The 17,853-nt window shown below is 63.1% G+C and carries 16 protein-coding genes; 9 read left to right on the forward strand and 7 right to left on the reverse strand.

The window, feature by feature from the left end; translation table 11 throughout:
- Positions 1-57: 57 nt before the first annotated feature.
- Positions 58-444, forward strand: coding sequence for a cupin domain-containing protein (locus BLS61_RS01590; protein ID WP_090426429.1), 387 nt, complete (start codon positions 58-60; stop codon positions 442-444).
- Positions 445-752: 308 nt separating this feature from the next.
- Here BLS61_RS01590 and BLS61_RS01595 read toward each other — a convergent pair whose 3' ends face one another.
- Positions 753-1,064 carry a hypothetical protein gene (locus BLS61_RS01595; RefSeq protein WP_090426432.1) on the reverse strand — a complete coding sequence of 104 codons (312 nt, stop codon included), beginning with the start codon at positions 1,062-1,064 and terminating at the stop codon, positions 753-755.
- Complete coding sequence (locus tag BLS61_RS01600) at positions 1,065-1,571, reverse strand: MarR family winged helix-turn-helix transcriptional regulator (protein WP_090426435.1); 507 nt, start codon at positions 1,569-1,571, stop codon at positions 1,065-1,067. It abuts the gene before it with no gap.
- Between the two features lie 85 nt (positions 1,572-1,656).
- Here BLS61_RS01600 and BLS61_RS01605 point away from each other — a divergent pair, with 85 nt between their 5' ends.
- Positions 1,657-2,559: a DMT family transporter gene (locus BLS61_RS01605; protein WP_090426438.1), complete on the forward strand. Its 903-nt coding sequence runs from the start codon at positions 1,657-1,659 to the stop codon at positions 2,557-2,559.
- Positions 2,560-2,678: 119 nt separating this feature from the next.
- Here the strand turns inward: BLS61_RS01605 and fadD1 are convergent, their stop codons facing one another.
- Both fadD1 and fadD2 read right to left on the reverse strand, forming a co-directional pair.
- Complete coding sequence (gene fadD1 / locus BLS61_RS01610) at positions 2,679-4,367, reverse strand: long-chain-fatty-acid--CoA ligase FadD1 (protein WP_090426440.1); 1,689 nt, start codon at positions 4,365-4,367, stop codon at positions 2,679-2,681.
- Between the two features lie 389 nt (positions 4,368-4,756).
- Positions 4,757-6,445 (reverse strand): long-chain-fatty-acid--CoA ligase FadD2, encoded by a 1,689-nt coding sequence (fadD2, locus tag BLS61_RS01615; protein ID WP_090426442.1) that lies wholly within the window; start codon positions 6,443-6,445, stop codon positions 4,757-4,759.
- Positions 6,446-6,676: 231 nt separating this feature from the next.
- Here fadD2 and BLS61_RS01620 point away from each other — a divergent pair, with 231 nt between their 5' ends.
- The 7 genes from BLS61_RS01620 to codA all read left to right on the forward strand — a co-directional run bounded on the left by BLS61_RS01620 (position 6,677) and on the right by codA (position 14,064).
- Positions 6,677-7,627: an alpha/beta hydrolase gene (locus BLS61_RS01620; protein WP_090426444.1), complete on the forward strand. Its 951-nt coding sequence runs from the start codon at positions 6,677-6,679 to the stop codon at positions 7,625-7,627.
- Positions 7,624-8,097, forward strand: coding sequence for a MaoC family dehydratase (locus tag BLS61_RS01625; RefSeq protein WP_090426446.1), 474 nt, complete (start codon positions 7,624-7,626; stop codon positions 8,095-8,097). The genes BLS61_RS01620 and BLS61_RS01625 overlap by 4 nt, the downstream gene beginning before the upstream one ends.
- 39 nt (positions 8,098-8,136) lie before the next feature.
- Positions 8,137-8,379, forward strand: coding sequence for a hypothetical protein (locus BLS61_RS24080; protein WP_394328127.1), 243 nt, complete (start codon positions 8,137-8,139; stop codon positions 8,377-8,379).
- 66 nt (positions 8,380-8,445) lie between these two features.
- Positions 8,446-9,978: a Fic family protein gene (locus tag BLS61_RS01635; RefSeq protein WP_090426450.1), complete on the forward strand. Its 1,533-nt coding sequence runs from the start codon at positions 8,446-8,448 to the stop codon at positions 9,976-9,978.
- Between the two features lie 347 nt (positions 9,979-10,325).
- Complete coding sequence (gene codB, locus BLS61_RS01640; RefSeq protein ID WP_090426453.1) at positions 10,326-11,597, forward strand: cytosine permease; 1,272 nt, start codon at positions 10,326-10,328, stop codon at positions 11,595-11,597.
- Complete coding sequence (locus tag BLS61_RS01645) at positions 11,594-12,817, forward strand: PucR family transcriptional regulator (RefSeq protein WP_090426455.1); 1,224 nt, start codon at positions 11,594-11,596, stop codon at positions 12,815-12,817. Before codB ends, BLS61_RS01645 begins: the two co-directional genes overlap by 4 nt.
- An 11-nt stretch (positions 12,818-12,828) precedes the next feature.
- Positions 12,829-14,064, forward strand: a complete 1,236-nt coding sequence (codA, locus tag BLS61_RS01650; RefSeq protein ID WP_090426458.1) for a cytosine deaminase — start codon at positions 12,829-12,831, stop codon at positions 14,062-14,064.
- Positions 14,065-14,759: 695 nt separating this feature from the next.
- Here the strand turns inward: codA and BLS61_RS01655 are convergent.
- From BLS61_RS01655 to BLS61_RS01665, 3 genes are read right to left on the reverse strand one after another with little or no spacing between them, the layout of a single operon-like run.
- Positions 14,760-15,611 (reverse strand): efflux RND transporter periplasmic adaptor subunit, encoded by an 852-nt coding sequence (locus tag BLS61_RS01655; RefSeq protein WP_090426461.1) that lies wholly within the window; start codon positions 15,609-15,611, stop codon positions 14,760-14,762.
- Between the two features lie 11 nt (positions 15,612-15,622).
- Positions 15,623-15,826, reverse strand: coding sequence for a DUF1656 domain-containing protein (locus BLS61_RS01660; protein ID WP_090426464.1), 204 nt, complete (start codon positions 15,824-15,826; stop codon positions 15,623-15,625).
- Positions 15,813-17,801, reverse strand: a complete 1,989-nt coding sequence (locus BLS61_RS01665) for an FUSC family protein (RefSeq protein ID WP_090426467.1) — start codon at positions 17,799-17,801, stop codon at positions 15,813-15,815. Before BLS61_RS01665 ends, BLS61_RS01660 begins: the two co-directional genes overlap by 14 nt.
- Positions 17,802-17,853: the final 52 nt, after the last annotated feature.

A 17,853-nucleotide genomic window follows, 5' to 3' on the forward strand; every position in this document is an offset into this window, starting at 1 on the left:
CAAGAGGGATGCTTTTCGCCTCGCTAGGCTGACGACTCCCATTCAAGAGGATCCGTCATGCCTGATTCCCGTCCCCCACAAACCTCCCTCCCAGTCGACCTCAAGCAAAAGGCTTCGCTGATCGAGCAGCAATGGAGCCCAAGGGTCGTCGCCGAAATGAACGACTACCAGTTCAAGGTGGTGCGAATAGAAGGCGAATTCATCTGGCACTCACACCCGGAAACTGACGAGGCGTTTCTGGTACTGGAGGGTGTCTTGCGTATTGACCTACCGGAGGGCTGCGTCCATGTGAAACCCGGGGAGCTATACGTCGTGCCACGGGGTGTTGAACACCGTACAGCAGCGCAAGGAGAGGCGAAACTGATGATGATCGAACCTCGAGGGATCCTGAATACGGGGCACGAAGGAGGTGATCTAACCGCGCTGAACGATATATGGATCTGACTCGATGGTGCCAAGCCTAACGCCAGCAACTAGCCCGGACATCCACTGCAACGATGAAGAGCCCCATCCACCTTCCGGTGAAACCGAGGCGTAGGGCGGACAACGCGCAGCTTGTCCACCGCTTCTTCAAGCGCCATCGATGCTCGAAAAAATATGCGGCTCCGAACCGATGAAGCTTGAAGCAACAGCGGCCCGAGCCGATGAACTACCCCGGATTTCGCCGTGCTCAACCCAGGCTACAGGCCAACAATCAGACGCCCTTGCGAACTGCGTCCAGGGCATCTTTCATCTTCAGACCGAGTGGTGGGTCAACACTGATCCCAGATTTCGATGCCTAGTTCAGCATCGCGCGGACATGCGTTGATTCGTTCCTGGAGCAGTTCAGGCGTGAAGTAAAGCGCCGGGGACGTTCTCCGGTTCGCCGGCAGCATCGGCAGTATGTCGCTGGCCGCCCCCCTGTACAGGCTTGGGAAGTTGTCCGAGCGGGTTTGCGTGAGCTTCCTGGCTTCGGCCAGTTCATCGACCCACCGCGGCCACCCAGCCTCCCAGAGGGCCAAGGTGTTTGCTCCTCGAACCGACTCAACGTCGGGGTGCATATAGATCCGTATCTGATAGCTCATTCAGCGCGCTCCCTCGCACTCAGCCAAGCCCGCCAGCAACTTGCCGGTCAATTCATGCAACGCCCGCTGCTCGTCCACGGTCAATCCTGAAAGCACACGCTGCAGGTTGGCCACATGGGCGGCGAGCATGCCATCGATCAGTTCGAAACCGGCCGGGGTCAGGGCCACCAGCACGCCACGGCGGTCGCTGGGATGTTTGCGCCGTTCGATCAGCCCGGCTTTTTCCAGGCGGTCGATGCGGCTGGTCATGCCGCCCGAGGAAATCATCGCGCTCTCGTACAACGCTGTGGGCATCAGCGCATAAGGCTCGCCTGCGCGACGCAGGGTGGCGAGCAGGTCGAACTCACCGGCCTGCAGCCCGTGTGCGGCGAAGAACGGCAGCAGGTGGTCGCGGCTGATCACCTGGCTCAGCTCCCCCAGGCGGCCGATCACCGCCATGGCCTGAGCATCCAGATCGGGCCGCTGTCGTTGCCACTGCTCAGCGGCCAGTTGTGCACGGTCTTGCATGTCGCCCTCGATTTATCTTGCTATCAAGATACTTTTCAAAAAGAATGTTTTCATCGTAGCCGATCCACACCAAGGAGGCACCTGCATGTCGGCCACTCACTACCGGCCAGTTCTGGCCGTTTCGCTGCTGTTCACCATCGGTACGCTGATGGGGCTGACCAGCAACCTGGTCAAGCTGGCCAGCGGCAGCGGATGGCAGCCGATGGCCTTCCTGCTGTGGAGCCTGCTCGGTGGCGGCCTGCTGCTGTTGCTGTTCGCCTGGTTGCGAGGGGAACGGCCCGGCATGAGCCTGCCTCAGCAACGCTACTACCTGGCCTCCGGCCTGCTCAGTATCGCGGTGCCCAACGCCCTGCTGTTCAGCTCGATCGGCCATGTCGGAGCCGGCTTCGCCTCGATGTGCCTGGCCTTCCCGCCACTGATCACCTACCTGCTGGCCCTGGCCCTGCGCATGGAGGGCCTCAGCCGCATCCGCCTGCTGGGCATCTGCATCGGTCTGGCCGGCAGCCTGCTGCTTGCCCTGGGCAAGCTCAACAGCGGCGACAGCCCGACGCTTTGGGTGCTGGGCGCGCTGAGCGTGCCGGTGTTCCTGGCGCTGGGCAATATCTACCGCGCCCGCTACTGGCCGAGCGGCGCCAGCCCGCTGTCACTGGCTCCCGGCATGCTCCTGGGCGGGGCCGTGCTGCTGGCCTGCACGGCCCCGTTCGGCGTGGACTTCACGCCGCATCTGGATAGTGCCAAGGCAGTTGGCCTACTGGGCGCACAGATGCTGTTGTTCGCCGCGGTCTATGCGCTGTTCTTCATCCTGCAGAACCTGGCCGGCACCGTGTTTCTCAGCCAGATCGGCTCGGTGGCGGCCATCACCGGAGCCGCCATCGCCATCGGCCTGCTGGGTGAACAGGGCAGCCTGAGCATGCTGCTGGCAGCCTTGTGCATCGTCAGCGGGGTGCTACTGGTGGCCTGGCGTGGGGCGAAGGAAGCCAGAGGCTGAACACCGTGCGCACCGATTCGCCCCCCCTATAAGAGCGTGGTGCGCGCGGCGCACCCTACGGGAAGGTGACGCAAAAAAAAACGCCACCCGAAGGTGGCGTTCTTGTCAGCGCGGGCGAATCACTTCTTGCCCAGCTTCTTCAGCTCTTCGTCGCGCAGTTCGCGGCGCAGGATCTTGCCGACGTTGGTGGTCGGCAGTACGTCGCGGAACTCGACGGCCTTGGGCACCTTGTAGCCGGTGAGGTTGGCGCGCATGTGCTCCATCACCTGCTCCTTGGTCACGCTCTCGCCCGGCTTGACCACCACGAACACCTTGATCGCCTCGCCGGATTTCTCGTCCGGCACGCCGATAGCGGCGCACTGCAGCACGCCCGGCAGGGTCGCCAGCACGTCTTCCAGCTCGTTCGGATAGACGTTGAAGCCGGACACCAGAATCATGTCCTTCTTGCGGTCGACGATGCGCAGGTAGCCGTCTTCCTGGATCAGGCCGATGTCGCCGGTTTTCAACCAGCCTTCGGCATCGAGGATTTCGTCGGTGGCTTCCTGGCGCTGCCAGTAGCCCTTCATCACCTGCGGGCCCTTAACGCACAGCTCGCCGATCTCGCCGATGGCCAGCTCCTGGCCGTCGTCATTGATGATCTTGCAAAGCGTCGAGGGTACAGGAATGCCAATGGTGCCGAGCTGGATGGCACTGAACGGGTTGACCGTGGCCACCGGGCTGGTCTCGGTCATGCCAAAGCCTTCGCAGATGGCGCAGCCGGTGACTTCCTTCCAGCGTTCGGCGGTAGCCAGTTGCAGGGCCATGCCGCCGGAAACGGTGAGCTTGAGCGCGGAGAAGTCCAGCTTGCGGAACTCTTCGTTGTTGCACAGGGCGACGAACAGGGTGTTGAGGCCGACGAAGCCGGTGAAGCGGTACTTGGCCAGGTCCTTGACCACGGCCGGCAGGTCGCGCGGGTTGGTCAGCAGGATGTTGTGGCCACCGATCAGCATCATCGCCATGCAGTGAAAGGTGAAGGCGTAGATGTGGTAAAGCGGCAGCGGCGCGATCAGCACTTCGCAACCTTCATCGAGGTTGGCGCCCATCAGCTCCTTGACCTGCAGCATGTTGGCCACCAGGTTGCGATGGGTGAGCATGGCGCCCTTGGCCACGCCGGTGGTGCCGCCGGTGTATTGCAGCACGGCGATGTCGGCGTTGCTCGGGTTGGCTTCGCTGAAGCTCTGACCACGGCCCTTGGCCAGGGCATCGTTGAGTTTGACCGCCTGCGGCAGGTTGTAGGCCGGCACCATCTTCTTCACATGCTTGATCACGAAGTTGACCAGCAGACGCTTGAAAGTCGGCAGCATGTCGCCGACTTCGGTGACGATCACCGTCTTCACGCCGGTCTTGGGCACCACCTGTTCGGCCAGGTGCGCCATGTTGGCCAGGCAGATCAGCGCCTTGGCGCCGGAGTCGTTGAACTGATGCTCCATTTCCCGCGCGGTGTACAGCGGGTTGGTGTTGACCACCACCAGGCCGGCGCGCATGGCACCGAACACCACGATGGGATACTGCAGGACGTTGGGCAACTGCACGGCGATGCGGTCGCCGGGCTTCAGATCGGTGTGCTTCTGCAGGTAGGCGGCGAAGTCACCGGAGAGCTTGTAGATCTCGCCGTAGGTGAGCGTCTTGCCCAGGTTGCTGAAAGCAGGCTTGTCGGCGAAGCGTTGGCAGGACTCCTTGAGTACCGCGAGGATGTTCGGGTACTGGTCGGGATTGATTTCGGCAGCGACCCCAACGGGATACTTGTCCTTCCAGAAGTTTTCGGTCATGGAAGCCCACTCCTAAGCAACAGCTGATCTTCACCGCGCGAAGGCGGTTGTTTGTTGTGTGTTTAGCTCGCTTTTCCGCTGGCCCACGGCCCGGAAGCGCGCCGAGAGTAGCAGCTTTGCCAGAGGCTCACCAGCACCAGTCATGGTCCAACCAGCCCCAAAAGTGACCAAAAAAGACCATGCAGTCACCTAGCGTTCTTTTTCCCGAGAAACCGTGAAAGGCTTCTAGCTCGCAGGTTGCAGGCGATGGAGCCTGGCTCGGCTGTACGGTGCTGCAGTGCGTGACGGTCTGCAATAGGCTGTGGCGGTTACGAAATCACAACAATTGGACTGCCGATGGCAGCAGGAGGCGGGAAGCCCCTTCCCTGCAGCGGGAAGGGGCTTTGGGGTCAGGCGATATCGCGCAGCTCGCGACGCAGGATCTTGCCGACCGGGGTCATGGGCAGGGCATCCTTGAACACGATGTGCTTGGGCACCTTGTAGCCGGTGAAGTTTTCCTTGCAGTAGGCCTTGAGTTCTTCCACGGTCACGCCGCCGTCACGCGGCACCACGAACAGCTTGACCACTTCCCCGGACTTCTCGTCCGGCACACCGATGGCCGCACAGCTGGCGACTTTCGGGTGAGCCATGACCACGTCCTCGATCTCGTTGGGGTACACGTTGAAGCCCGAAACGATGATCATGTCCTTCTTGCGGTCGACGATACGCACGAAGCCATCCGGGTCGATCACCGCGATGTCGCCGGTCTTGAACCAGCCCTCGGCGTCGAGCACCTCGGCGGTGGCTTCCTCACGCTGCCAGTAGCCCTTCATCACCTGCGGCCCCTTGATGCACAGCTCCCCGCGTTCGCCGGTCGGCAGCTCGTTGCCGTCATCATCGATCACCTTGAACGCCGTGCCCGGCACCGGAATGCCGACCGTACCCAGGCGCGCCTTGTCGCCGTATGGGTTGGTGCTCGCCACCGGCGAGGTCTCGGTCAGGCCGTAGCCTTCGACCACGGTGCAGCCGGTCATCTGCTGCCAGCGTTCGGCAGTGGCCTTGACCAGCGCGGTACCGCCGGAGTTGGTGACCTTGAGGCTGGAGAAGTCCAGATTCCTGAACTCCGGGTGATCCATCAGCGCGACGAACAGGGTGTTGAGGCCCAGCAGCGCGGAGAACTTCCACTTGCCCAGCTCCTTGACGAAGCCCGGGATGTCGCGCGGGTTGGTGATCAGCACGTTGTGGTTGCCGTTGACCATCATGCACATGCAGTTAGCGGTGAAGGCATAGATGTGATACAGCGGCAGCGGCGCGATCATGATCTCCTGGCCCTGCTTCATCAGCGGCGTGCCGTCCGGGCCGAGCTGCGACAGGCAGGCATCGACCTGCAGCATGTTGGCCACCAGGTTGCCGTGGGTGAGCATGGCGCCCTTGGCCACGCCCGTGGTGCCGCCGGTGTACTGCAGCACCGCGATGTCGTCGTGACTGGCCTTGACCGGCGCCAGCGCCTGGCCGTGGCCCTGCTTGAGCACCTGCTTGAAGGGAATGGCCTGGGGCAGATGGTAGTCAGGCACCATCTTCTTGACCTTCTTCACCACGGTGTTGACCAGCCAACCCTTGAGGCTTGGCAGCAGGTCGCCCATCTTGGCTTCGATCAGGTACTCGATCTCGGTATCCGGCAGCACTTCCTGCACCAGCTTGCCGAACATGTTCAGGTACACCAGCGCACGCACACCGGCATCCTTGAACTGGTGGCGCATCTCACGGGCGGTGTACAGCGGGTTGGTATTGACCACGATCAACCCGGCACGCATGGCGCCGAACACCGCGATGGGATATTGCAGCACGTTGGGCATCTGCACCGCGATGCGATCACCCGGCTTGAGGTCGGTTTGCTTCTGCAGGTAGGCGGCGAAGGCCGCGGAGAGGCGATCCAGCTCGGCATAGGTCAGCGTGACGCCGAGATTGCTGAAGGCCGGACGGTCGGCGAAGCGCTTGCACGAACGCTCGAACACTTCGATCACCGACTTGTAGCTGGACAGGTCGATGTCGTTGGGCACGCCAGGGGCGCGTTTGTCGTTCCAGAAATCAGGTTGCATTGTTCTTGTCCTCTTCCCCTGAAGTGATCTGGCCCGCGGTGCGGGTCTGCCCGGAAAGTAGCAGCTTAGAGCCGCGCCGCAAATAGCTCGAAGGCGTCATTGATGGGCTGAATTTCGCAATAAATGCGGTGATTCGTAACCGATCTTTACTGCTTCGATGAAAACCGCGGTGCTTTGCCTGATGACGGCCAAGGTGCACAATGCCGCCAATCTCCGGCACAAGGATTCGCCATGCGCCACAACCCCTTCCCCCTGGTGACCCAGGACGGCCTGCACCTGCACGTCAACCACTGGCATGGTGATCAGCCGCCGCGCGCGGTGGTCATGCTGTCCCACGGCATGGCCGAACACAGCCTACGCTATGCACGCCTGGCCGAAAGCCTGGTCGCCGCCGGCTTCGACCTCTATGCGCTGGACCAGCGCGGCCACGGCCAAAGCGCCGCTCAGGGGGTGCTCGGCCACTACGCCGACGAAGGCGGCTGGGACAAGGTGGTCGGCGACCTGGCCTCGCTCAATCACCATATCCGCCAACGCTACCCACAGGCGCCGATCTTCCTGTTCGGCCACAGCATGGGCAGCTACATCGGCATGGCCTACCTGATGGGCCACAGCTGCAGCCTGCAGGGTGCCGTGCTCTCCGGCTCCAACTACCAGCCGGTGGCGCTGTACAAGGCCGCGCGGCTGATCGCCGGTTTCGAGCGCTGGCGCCTGGGCCCCAAGGGGCGCAGCAAGGTTATCGATTACCTGTCCTTTGGCTCGTTCAATAAAGCCTTCAAGCCCAACCGCACGGCCTTCGACTGGCTCAGCCGCGACCCGGCGGAAGTGGACAAATACGTGACCGATCCGCTGTGCGGTTTCGTCTGCACCACGCAGCTGTGGTGTGACCTGCTCGACGGCCTGCAATACATCACCCCGGTCGAGAACCTGGCGCAGATCGATGCCGACCTGCCGCTGCTGGTGATCGGCGGCTCACGCGACCCGGTCAGCGACGGCAAGCGCCTGAGTGATCTGGCGGGCGCCCTGCGCGAGGCCGGCGTGCGCGACGTGCAACTGAAGATTTATCCCGAGGCCCGTCATGAGCTGCTCAACGAGAGCAATCGCGACGAGGTCACCGCCCACCTGATCGACTGGCTGCAGCAGGCCCTGAGCCAGGATCGAAGCCCAATCAAGGAGTGTCCATGACCCAGGTAACCAACATCCCCTACGAGGCCCTCGAAGTCGGCCAGCAGGCGAGCTTTGAGAAGCACGTCGAAGAGCGCGACGTGCAACTGTTCGCCGCCGTCTCCGGTGACAACAATCCGGTGCACCTGGACGCCGCTTTCGCCGCCGAGACCATGTTCAAGGAGCGCATCGCCCACGGCATGTTCACTGGCGCCCTGATAAGCGCCGCCATCGCCTGCAACCTGCCCGGCCCCGGCACCATCTACCTCGGCCAGCAGCTCAAGTTCACCCGCCCGGTCAAGCTCGGCGACACCCTGACCGTGAAGCTGGAAGTGCTGGAAAAACTGCCGAAGAACCGCGTGCGCATCGCCACCCGCGTGTTCAACCAGGACGGCAAGCAGGTAGTGGACGGCGAAGCTGAAGTGCTCGCCCCGAGCGCCGAGCAGACCGTGACCATGCCGCCGATGCCGCAGGTGACGGTGGTTACGTAACGCCTACGAACGGCTGGACCAGGTCTCCCTGCACCACAAATTGAGGCGGCTGCCATGCATATGAATGCCGCCTTCGACCTGAGAACGAAGCAGCAGTGTCCTCAAGCCGAAATGAGGTACGAGCCGTTTCATGTGGTGGAGTGTTATAGATGTGAGGTGATTAACCGCATCAGCGTCGATCAGACCAACCTGCAGCGCGATATTAGAGAGCCTTTAGACAGCACTGATGGTCTGTCTCGCCTCCCTGGTCAGCTCTTTGATGTTCATGGCCTGGACAACTGACTATAAGTTTTTCCAAGAAGACCGTATGAATTATAGTTTTCTCGCGTCTCCTATAGGAAATTCGCCATGCGACAACCCATTGAGCGAGCCGGATACAGCTGGCTGATCAACGCCCTCGATCTTCGCTGCGTGCCGCTTGATCGTGAGTGCGTCATAGGCTCGCGCCAGGCGCTCTCTCAGTCCGCTGGTGGCGTCAACCTAGAGGTCTTCAGCAAGGGATACGCCAGAGAGCAACGCCCCATCGACCAGATGCTGTTTGCGCTCTCGTACGAAGGGGTAAATCTGGGTGTCCTGGAGCGCGCCTTCCAGATTCCTGCTGTCCGGGATGACCTGGCTGCGGCAATCGCTGAGAAGCCAGCCAGCGGTTATCTGCGCCGGCTCTGGTATATCTGCGAGAACATTGCAGGCCACCCGTTGCCTCTGCCCGACGCAGCTCAGAACATTCCCTATGAGCACCTGCTCCCACCGGAGAAATATTTCACCGGCCCAGAGGAGATGTCGCGCAGGCATCGCGTGCGGATGAATCTCCTGGGCACGCCTCAGCTTTCAGCCCTGATTTCCCGCCAGGGCTGGACAGACGACAGTCTGTTGAATGCGCAAATAGTCGAGCGCATGCATGACCAGATGGTTGACTTCTCGGTCACCGAGATTGCCAGAGCGGCGCAATACCTGCTGACGACCGAGACTCGCAGTTCCTATGAGATCGAGCATGAGCGTCCGACTCCTGATCGAATCTTGCGATTTGTGAGAGTGCTGGAACAGGCGGGACAACGCCCGTTGGATGAGGAGTTTTTGTTCGACATCCACCGGATAGCCCTCGGTACTGGGCGTCCCGATCCGTCCATTGGCGCATACAGGTATCTGCAGAACTGGCTCGGCCGCGGCGATCAGATCCATCTGATTCCGCCGGCGCCGGAAACAGTGCCTGAGATGATGCAAGAGTGGTTCGCCATGCGTGAGCGCGTCATGCGCAGCGATGCCCCGGCGCTGGTGAAGCTAAACGCGATCGCGCACAGTTTCATCTACATCCATCCTTTCATGGACGGCAACGGCAGGTTATCCCGCTTCATCATGCAGGACATCCTGGCCAACGAAGGCCTCAAACTGCAGGGCATCATCCTGCCTATCTCCGCTGGCCTTCTGGTCAACCTGGACAGTTACATCGGCACGCTCGACGCGTTGTCACGACGGTTACTTAGCGCCACGCAGTACCACCGGAGGGACTTGACCAGCGATCCTGAGCTGGACGAAGCGCATGCCCATCTGTTCGCCCACCTGGACTTCACTGATCTGCAGGGCGAGGTTAACAAGAGCGCTGCGCGAGTTCTGGATGGACTCATGCGTGATGAGGTCAACCATCTGGTCAGGCGCGACAGGTTCAAAGAGCAGCTGGATCGCGAGCTGGACCTGTCGAACCGGGACCTTGAGCTGCTTATCGCGGTGATCTATGAGAACAGCGGGCGTGTCTCCAAGCGGAAGCGGACGAGCTTGTTCCAGCATCTGACAGATGAGGATATTGCGCTAGCTGAGAGCATCTACGCCGATCTTCATATGCCGGAAGCAGCAGAGCCTGAGGGGACTGCGAACTCTCTGCAGTAGGCTTGCGCTCAGGATTGAAAAGCCGATGGGTAGCCCAGGGGCCAGGACTCGTAGCGAACAGCCCTTGCAGAGCCTTCGATTCAGGGAGGGGCGGGTTAGACCTGCAGGGCGTTCAAGTTGAGGCAGCGCCAACAAAAATCCGCTGCAAGCTGGTGCGCAACCGCAGCGTCGCGCACCAGTTTTGTTCTACACTCACAAAATCTTTAGCCACCTGAAACTGCAAAGTGCGTTTCTTTGTGCATTTCGCACAAAACCCTTTGATCACCCTGCCAAGCCTGCTCATTGCGCTGACTCTGGCACGCCCCCTGCTATCGCCAAGGCTTCACACCCTTACCGGAGCCAGGTCCATGAGCAACGCCACCCCCGATAGCGATTACCCCCTGAGCGAGGTGCCCAACGGCGCGCGCAAGGGGCTGTTCTCCACCGCCATCCTGCTGTTCGGTTTCACCTTCTTCACCGCCACCATGTTCGCCGGCGGCAAGATCGGCATGGCCTTCGATTTCACCACCCTGCTCTGGGCGGCGGTGATCGGTAACCTGCTGCTCGGCCTGTATGCCGCCGTGCTGGGCCTGATCGCTTGCCGCAGCGGGCTGAATTCGGTGCTGATGGGCCGCTTCTGCTTCGGCGAGGTGGGCAGCAAGCTGTCCGACATGCTCCTGGGCTTCACCCAGATCGGCTGGTACGCCTGGGGCACGGCGACCATTGCCATCGTGCTGGTGAAGATTCTCGGCCTGCCCGAGAGCCTGACCATCCCGCTGATGGTGCTGTTCGGCTTCGGTTTCTGCCTCACTGCCTTCGTCGGCTACAAGGGTCTGGATCTGCTCTCGCGCGTCGCCGTGCCGGCCATGCTGGTGCTGCTGGTGGCTTCGCTGTGGATCGCCACCCGTGATATCGGCGGGTTGAGCGGGCTGCTGGCGGTGGAACCGTCCGAGAGCATGAGCCTCAGCGTGGCCATCACCTTGGTGTTCGGCACCTTCGTCAGCGGCGCCACCCAGGCCACCAACTGGACGCGTTTCGCCAGGAGCGGCCGCGTCGCGGTGCTGGCCAGCCTGTTCGGCTTCTTTATCGGCAACGGCCTGATGATCGTCGCCGGCGCCTATGGCGCCATCGTCTATCAGCAGCCGGACGTGGTCGAGGTGCTGGTGCTCCAAGGCCTGTCCATGGCCGCCGTGGTCATGCTGTTCCTCAACCTGTGGACGACCCAGGACAACACCATCTACAACTTCGCCGCCGCCGGCTGCAACCTGCTGCGCACCGGCAAGCGCAAGACCGTGACCCTGGCAGGCGCGGCTATCGGCACCCTGCTGGCCATCGGTGGCATGTACGAGATGCTGATTCCCTTCCTGATCCTGCTCGGCTCGATCATCCCGCCGATTGGCGGCGTGATCATGGCCGACTACTTCTACGGCCACCGCGCGCGCTACCCGAAACTGGCCGAGGTGCGCCTGCCGGCGTTCAACTGGGTCGGCCTGGGCGCCTACCTGATCGGTGCACTGAGCGCCTACTTCTCGCCCTGGGTCGCGCCGCTGGTGGGCATCGCCGTGGCTGCCCTGGCTTACGTGGTGCTGTTCGAGGCGAACAAGGCCCTGGTCGGCCGTCAGCAGGTCGCCGGCGCGTGAGCCTGACCGTCGCCGATGTACTGGCCCTGCCCGGCCTGGCCAGCATGCGCCTGCGTGCCGGCCAGGCCGGACGCGACAATGCCGTGCGCTGGCCCTATGTGGCCGAGAACGAAGGCATCGCCGAGTGGGTGATGGGCGGCGAGCTGATTTTCGTCACAGGCATCAACCACCCGCGTGACGAAGCCAACCTGCTGCGCCTGGTGCGTGAGGGCCATGAGCGCGTGGTCGCCGGCCTGGTAATCCTCACCGGCGCGGAGTTCATCCAGACCATCCCGACCAGCGTCATCGCGGAGGCCGAGCGCCTGAACCTGCCGCTGATCGAGCAGCCCTACGCGCTGAAGATGGTGGTCGTCACCCAGGCCATCGGCACCGCCCTGGTTCACGCACAGCAGCTCGGCCGCTCGCGCCAGCACGTGTTGGAGCAGGTACTCGACGGTGACTACCAGTCGCTCGACGTTTTGCTGCAACGCGGCGACAGCCTGGGCCTGGCGCTGCACGTACCGCGCCAGGTGACGCTGCTACGCCTCGACGGCAGCGAGCAACTGTTCGGCGACCTGGCCGACGATGACGCCGAGCGCCAGCTGCAGAGCCGTCAGCAACTGCTGCAACGACGCCTGGAGCAATGCCTCGGCGAACTCGGTAATGCCTTGCCCCTGATCAGCCAGGGCCGTCACTGGATCGCCCTGCTGCCATGTGCCGATGCCAGCGCCGAAGCGCGCAACCGCCAGGCCATGACCGTGCTGCTGGATGAGCTGCGCCCGCAGCTCGGCCCGCTGCGGCTGTTTCTCGGTCTGGGCAGCGCCGGCTGCGATGCACCTCGTTTCGCCCAGGGCCTGGGTGAGGCGCGCCAGGCCCTGGCCGTGGCGCAGCGCTTTCCCGAGCGCCTGGGTCTGTGCAGTTTCAATGAGCTGGGCGTGCTGGAATTGCTCGGCGCGATTCGCGACCGAAGCCTGCTCGATCGCTTCGTCGAACGCGTGGTCGGCCCGCTGATCGGCGACGATTCGCGCCACCAACCGGTGCTGATGCCGACGCTGGAGGCCTGGTTCGCCGAGAACGGCAACCTGGCCCTGGCCGCGCAACGCCTGAACGTTCACCGCAATACCCTGAGCTACCGTCTACAGCGCATCGAAGCGCTGACCGGCTGCTCATTCGAAGACCCGCACGACCGCCTGAACATCAGCGTTGCGCTGTTGATCCGGCGTCTGTCGTCGCCTGCCTGAGAGGAAACCCGATGATCATCCACAATGCCCGCCTGCGCGGCCACGACGGCCTGCACCGCATCACCCTGAACGGCGCGCGCATCGCCGCCATCGAAGCCCAGCACGCCCTGCATCCCATCGCCGAGGGCGACCTGGACGCTGCCGGCAATCTCGTCGTGCCGCCCTTCGTCGAGCCGCACATCCACCTCGATGCCACCCTCACCGCCGGCGAGCCGAACTGGAACATGAGCGGCACCCTGTTCGAGGGCATCGAGCGCTGGGCCGAGCGCAAGGCGCTGGTGACCCATGAAGACACCAAGACCCGCGCCAAGAAGACCATCGACATGCTGGTCGACCACGGCATCCAGCACGTGCGCACTCACGTCGACGTCACCGACCCGACACTGGCCGCGCTCAAGGCCATGCTCGAAGTGCGCGAGGAAACCCGCCACCTGATCGACTTGCAGATCGTCGCCTTCCCGCAGGAGGGCATCGAGTCCTATGCGAACGGTCGCGCGCTGATGGAGCAGGCCATCGAGCTGGGCGCCGACGTGGTTGGCGGCATCCCGCACTTCGAGAACACCCGTGACCAGGGTGTGTCGTCGATCAAGTTCCTCATGGACCTGGCCGAGCGCACGGGCTGCCTGGTGGACGTGCACTGCGACGAAACTGACGACCCACAATCGCGCTTTCTCGAAGTGCTGGCCGAGGAAGCCCGCGTGCGCGGCATGGGCGCGCGGGTCACCGCCAGCCACACCACGGCCATGGGCTCCTACGACAACGCCTACTGCTCCAAGCTGTTCCGCCTGCTGAAGATGAGCGGCATCAGCTTCATCTCCTGCCCCACCGAGAGCATTCACCTGCAGGGCCGCTTCGACACCTACCCGAAGCGCCGTGGCCTGACCCGCGTGGCCGAGATCGACCGCGCCGGGATGAACGTCTGTTTCGGCCAGGACTCCATCGTCGACCCCTGGTACCCGCTGGGCAACGGCAACATCCTGCGCATCCTCGAAGCCGGCCTGCACATCTGCCACATGCTCGGCTACGAAGACCTCAAGCGCAGCCTGGATCTGATCACCGACAACTCGGCGCGCGCGCTAAACCTGGGTGAAGGGTATGGCCTGGAAGTGGGTCGCCCGGCCAACCTGCTGATCCTCTCGGCGCCGGACGATTACGAGATGGTACGCAGCCAGGGCCACGCGCTGGTGTCGGTGCGCCATGGCAAGGTGCTGATGCGCCGCACGCCGGCCAGCATCGAGCGCGCCTGATCCAGTCATTTCGTCGTAGGGTGGATGACGCTTTTATTCATCCACCATTGCGTCAGTCCAAGCGGTGGACAAGCTTCGCGTTGTCCACCCTACGAACTCATGCGAACAGCGACCGTAGGAGCGGATTCAGCCGCGATTACCCTTGAACAGCTCGCGGCTGAAGCCGCTCCTACAACTGAGAAACCGAGCTAGTCCACCCGCACGCTGGCGGTCATGCCGGCGCTTAGTCCAAGCGGTGGACAAGCTTCGCGTTGTCCACCCTACGAACTCATGCGAACAGCGACCGTGGGAGCGGATTCAGCCGCGATTACGCTTGAAGAGCTCGCGGCTGAAGCCGCTCCTACAACTGAGAAACCGAGCTATTTCACCCTTACGCTGGCGGTCATGCCGGCGCTTAGTCCAAGCGGTGGACAAGCTTCGCGTTGTCCACCCTACGAACTCATTCGAACAGTGACCGTAGGAGCGGCTTCAGCCGCGATTCCCCTTGAAGATCTCGCGGCTGAAGCCGCTCCTACAACTGAGAAAACGCGCTAATCCACCCGCACGCTGGCGGTCATACCGGCGCTTAGCGGTGGACGAGCTTCGCGTTGTCCACCCTACGAACTCATGCGAGCAGCGACCGTGGGAGCGGCTTCAGCCGCGATTACGCTTGAAGAGCTCGCGGCTGAAGCCGCTCCTACAACTGAGAAACCGCGCTATTTCACCCTTACGCTGGCGGTCATGCCGGCGCTCAGCACCATGCCATCCGGCACCTGATCGAGCCTGATGCGCACCGGAATGCGCTGCGCCAGGCGCACCCAGTTGAAGGTCGGCTCGACATCGGCCAGCAGCTGCCCATCCGGGCTGGCGTTGCGGTCGGTGATGCCACGGCTGATGCTGTCCACCTCGCCGCGAATCTGCTGATCCCCGCCCATCAGCCAGACCTCCACCGGCGCACCGACCTGAATGCGTGGCAGCTTGGTTTCCTCGAAATACGCCTGCACGTAGAAAGAGTTGGTATCGACCAGCGCCATCACTGCCTGCCCGGCGTTCACGTAGTTACCTTGCGCCAGCACCAGATTGGTGATCTGCCCATCACGCGGCGCGCGTACTTCACTGCGCGCCAGGTTCAACTCGGCAACCCGCAGCTCGGCCTGCGCTTCGCGGTATTCGCCGCGTGCCATCTCGGCGTTGATCTGCGCATTTTCCAGCAGCTCGGCACTGATCGCCTGGGCGCCCAGACGCGAGCGGCGCGAGGCTTCGTGCTCGCGCAGGCTCAGTTGCTGGCGGCGAATGTCCACCACCGCCCTGGCCTTCTCCACCGCCGCCTGATAGCGGTCGCGGTCGATGCTCATCAGCAGATCACCCGCCTTGACCTGCTGGTTGTCACGCACCTTGAGCTCGACCACCCAGCCGGACACGTCCGGGGCGATGGTCACCACCTCGGCGCGCACACGGGCGTCGCGTGTCCAGGGCGAATACATGTAGTGCTGCCAGATCCAGGAACCGGCGAAGATCGCCACCACCACCATGGCCAGGGTTATGCCGACTCGAATGGTCGAACGCATGCTTTCTCTCCTCAATGCGCCAGGACGGCCATCATGGCCGCCAACACGCAGACATACAGGGCACAATCGAACAGGGCTTCGTGCCAGATCCAGCGCGACAGCCCGATGCGCTGCAAGCCCAGGCGCAGCATGCCCGTCAGCAACAGCGCCAATACTGCGTAGGCCGCCATCGGGCTTAGCAACACGCCGCCCAGCGACCATTCATGCAAACCCATTCCCCCCTCCTCTGAGTTGGCACCAGTGGCGCCAGCCACTCTGCAGCTGCAACAGCGCCGCCTCGGCCAGGCGCTTGTCGATGCTCGGCGTGCAGGCGCGCAGGGACTCCTGCAGTTCGGCCACCGCTGCATTCAGATCGTCTTCACGGCCCGCTGCAGGACCACGCTCCAGCGCGTCCTCCAGGCGCTCAAGAAAGCGCTGCTGCGAACGAGCCAAACCGGCATCGGCATTGGTCAGGCACTTGCGCAGGTGCAGCAATTCATCGCCCAGATCGAGACCGGCCACGCCATCGTCCCAGCGGCTGCGCGCCTGATCCGGCCGCGCCGGATAATGCCGCGCCAACTGCAACAGACGATCCGCCATGCGCCCGCCGAACCAGTTTTCGGCGCGGCCCAGGTCGCGACGGGTCAGGCGCCCGAGGTCGGTCAGGATCGCCTGCATCAGGCGCCGGCCATGCCAGACCGGATTGCGCAGCACCACCAGCTTGAAAGCCATCACCGCACAACCCACGCCTATCAGCATGCCTGGCGCCTCATTGAGGAAGAACTCGACGTTGTAGCCGACACCCGGTGCCGGCAGGCAGAGCACGATGAAGTGCAGGCAAAACGAGGTCGAGGTCGCAGCCGTCGCCGGCTTGGCCATACCCAGCACACCAAAGAACAACGGCACACCCAGCACCATGCAGAGCATCACGAAGCCGTCGATCTGCGGCATGAGAATCTGCCCGACGAAGAACGCCACCGGCAGCGCATAGAAGATGCCACGCAGAAACATCATGCCGATCTGCGGTGCGGCCTCGAGCCGGGCGAACAAACTGCACACCACGCAGGCCAGGAGCAGCGCGCCGATGGCATGGGTCCAGCCGGTGGCCAGCCAGAAGGCTGCCAGAACCAGGAAGGTCAGCGCGCTGCGCGAGCCATACACCAGTGCGGTCTGCCAATCGTAATGCCAGGACAAGGCGCGCGGCGCATCGGACGGTGCCCTGCCCTCCTCGACCGCGAGCAAGGCGCGACTGGCATCCTCGACACGCAACAGCAGCACCATCAAGCGTTCCAGACACAGTTGCTGGCCACTGCTCAGCTCTTCGTCCTGCGCCGCCTGGCGCAGTTGCTCGACAAGCTCCAGCAAGCCTTCTGGCTGCGCCTGCTGCAGGCGCTCGTCCACCAGCTGCAACCAGGGCGCAACGGCCTGCGCCTCGGCGTTGCTCAGTTGCCGCCATTGCCGCGCGACACCGCGGGCCAGGCGCAACATGCCGAGCAGATCGCGACTCAGCACCCGCAACGCCACGGCACGCTGGCGACCGCGCGCGCCCTCGAACCAGGCATGTTCACGCTGGGCATCCACGGCGACGATACGCGCCAGCACTTCCAGCAATCCCTGCCGCGAGCCAGCCTCACCAGCCAGCGCCTGGCGCGATGCTGTCACCCCAGCCTGCCAGGCGTCGCGGGCCTGTTGCGCCAGTTGCCGCTCGACCCGCTGCGGCCAGAGCAAGGCGCTGCTAAGGGTGGCGCAGGTGATGCCCAGGCAGATTTCCGTGCACCGGGCGATGGCCTCGTCGAACACCACATGCGGCTTGCCGATAGCCGGCAAGGCGATGATCGCCACGGTGTAGCCAGCCAGCACGAAGGAATACGACCAGGCGCTGCGCAGCATGGTCGAGGATGCCGTACACAACGCCAGCCAGAGGGCGAAGGCCAGCACGAACAGCAGCGGCGCCTGGGCAAACAGCCCCATCATCACCACGGCCATGAAGGTGCCGACCAGCGTGCCGAGCAGTCGCGCCAGGCCCTTTTGCACCACCATGCCGGACAGCGGCTGGGCAACGATGAATGCGGTCATCAGCGCCCACTGCGGCTGCTCCAGGCCAAACCGCAGCGCGCACCACAGCGCCAGACCACCGCCGAGCAGGGTCTTGATGGCGAATTGAACGGCTTGCGAGCTCGGTGCAAGGAACACCAGCAAGGAATCACGCACGACGGCTACCTGAAAGAAATCTCAGCTCTGAACATAGCTGTAGCGATTGGGT

It is taken from the genome of Ectopseudomonas guguanensis, assembly GCF_900104265.1.
Lineage (GTDB): Bacteria > Pseudomonadota > Gammaproteobacteria > Pseudomonadales > Pseudomonadaceae > Aquipseudomonas > Aquipseudomonas guguanensis.

Bases quoted from the DNA above. Each gene is read 5' to 3' on its own strand.
- BLS61_RS01590 (WP_090426429.1), top strand. From the start codon at position 58: ATGCCTGATTCCCGTCCCCCACAAACCTCCCTCCCAGTCGACCTCAAG.
- BLS61_RS01595 (WP_090426432.1), bottom strand. From the start codon at position 1,064: ATGAGCTATCAGATACGGATCTATATGCACCCCGACGTTGAGTCGGTT.
- BLS61_RS01600 (WP_090426435.1), bottom strand. From the start codon at position 1,571: ATGCAAGACCGTGCACAACTGGCCGCTGAGCAGTGGCAACGACAGCGG.
- BLS61_RS01605 (WP_090426438.1), top strand. From the start codon at position 1,657: ATGTCGGCCACTCACTACCGGCCAGTTCTGGCCGTTTCGCTGCTGTTC.
- fadD1 (WP_090426440.1), bottom strand. From the start codon at position 4,367: ATGACCGAAAACTTCTGGAAGGACAAGTATCCCGTTGGGGTCGCTGCC.
- fadD2 (WP_090426442.1), bottom strand. From the start codon at position 6,445: ATGCAACCTGATTTCTGGAACGACAAACGCGCCCCTGGCGTGCCCAAC.
- BLS61_RS01620 (WP_090426444.1), top strand. From the start codon at position 6,677: ATGCGCCACAACCCCTTCCCCCTGGTGACCCAGGACGGCCTGCACCTG.
- BLS61_RS01625 (WP_090426446.1), top strand. From the start codon at position 7,624: ATGACCCAGGTAACCAACATCCCCTACGAGGCCCTCGAAGTCGGCCAG.
- BLS61_RS01635 (WP_090426450.1), top strand. From the start codon at position 8,446: ATGCGACAACCCATTGAGCGAGCCGGATACAGCTGGCTGATCAACGCC.
- codB (WP_090426453.1), top strand. From the start codon at position 10,326: ATGAGCAACGCCACCCCCGATAGCGATTACCCCCTGAGCGAGGTGCCC.
- codA (WP_090426458.1), top strand. From the start codon at position 12,829: ATGATCATCCACAATGCCCGCCTGCGCGGCCACGACGGCCTGCACCGC.
- BLS61_RS01655 (WP_090426461.1), bottom strand. From the start codon at position 15,611: ATGCGTTCGACCATTCGAGTCGGCATAACCCTGGCCATGGTGGTGGTG.
- BLS61_RS01660 (WP_090426464.1), bottom strand. From the start codon at position 15,826: ATGGGTTTGCATGAATGGTCGCTGGGCGGCGTGTTGCTAAGCCCGATG.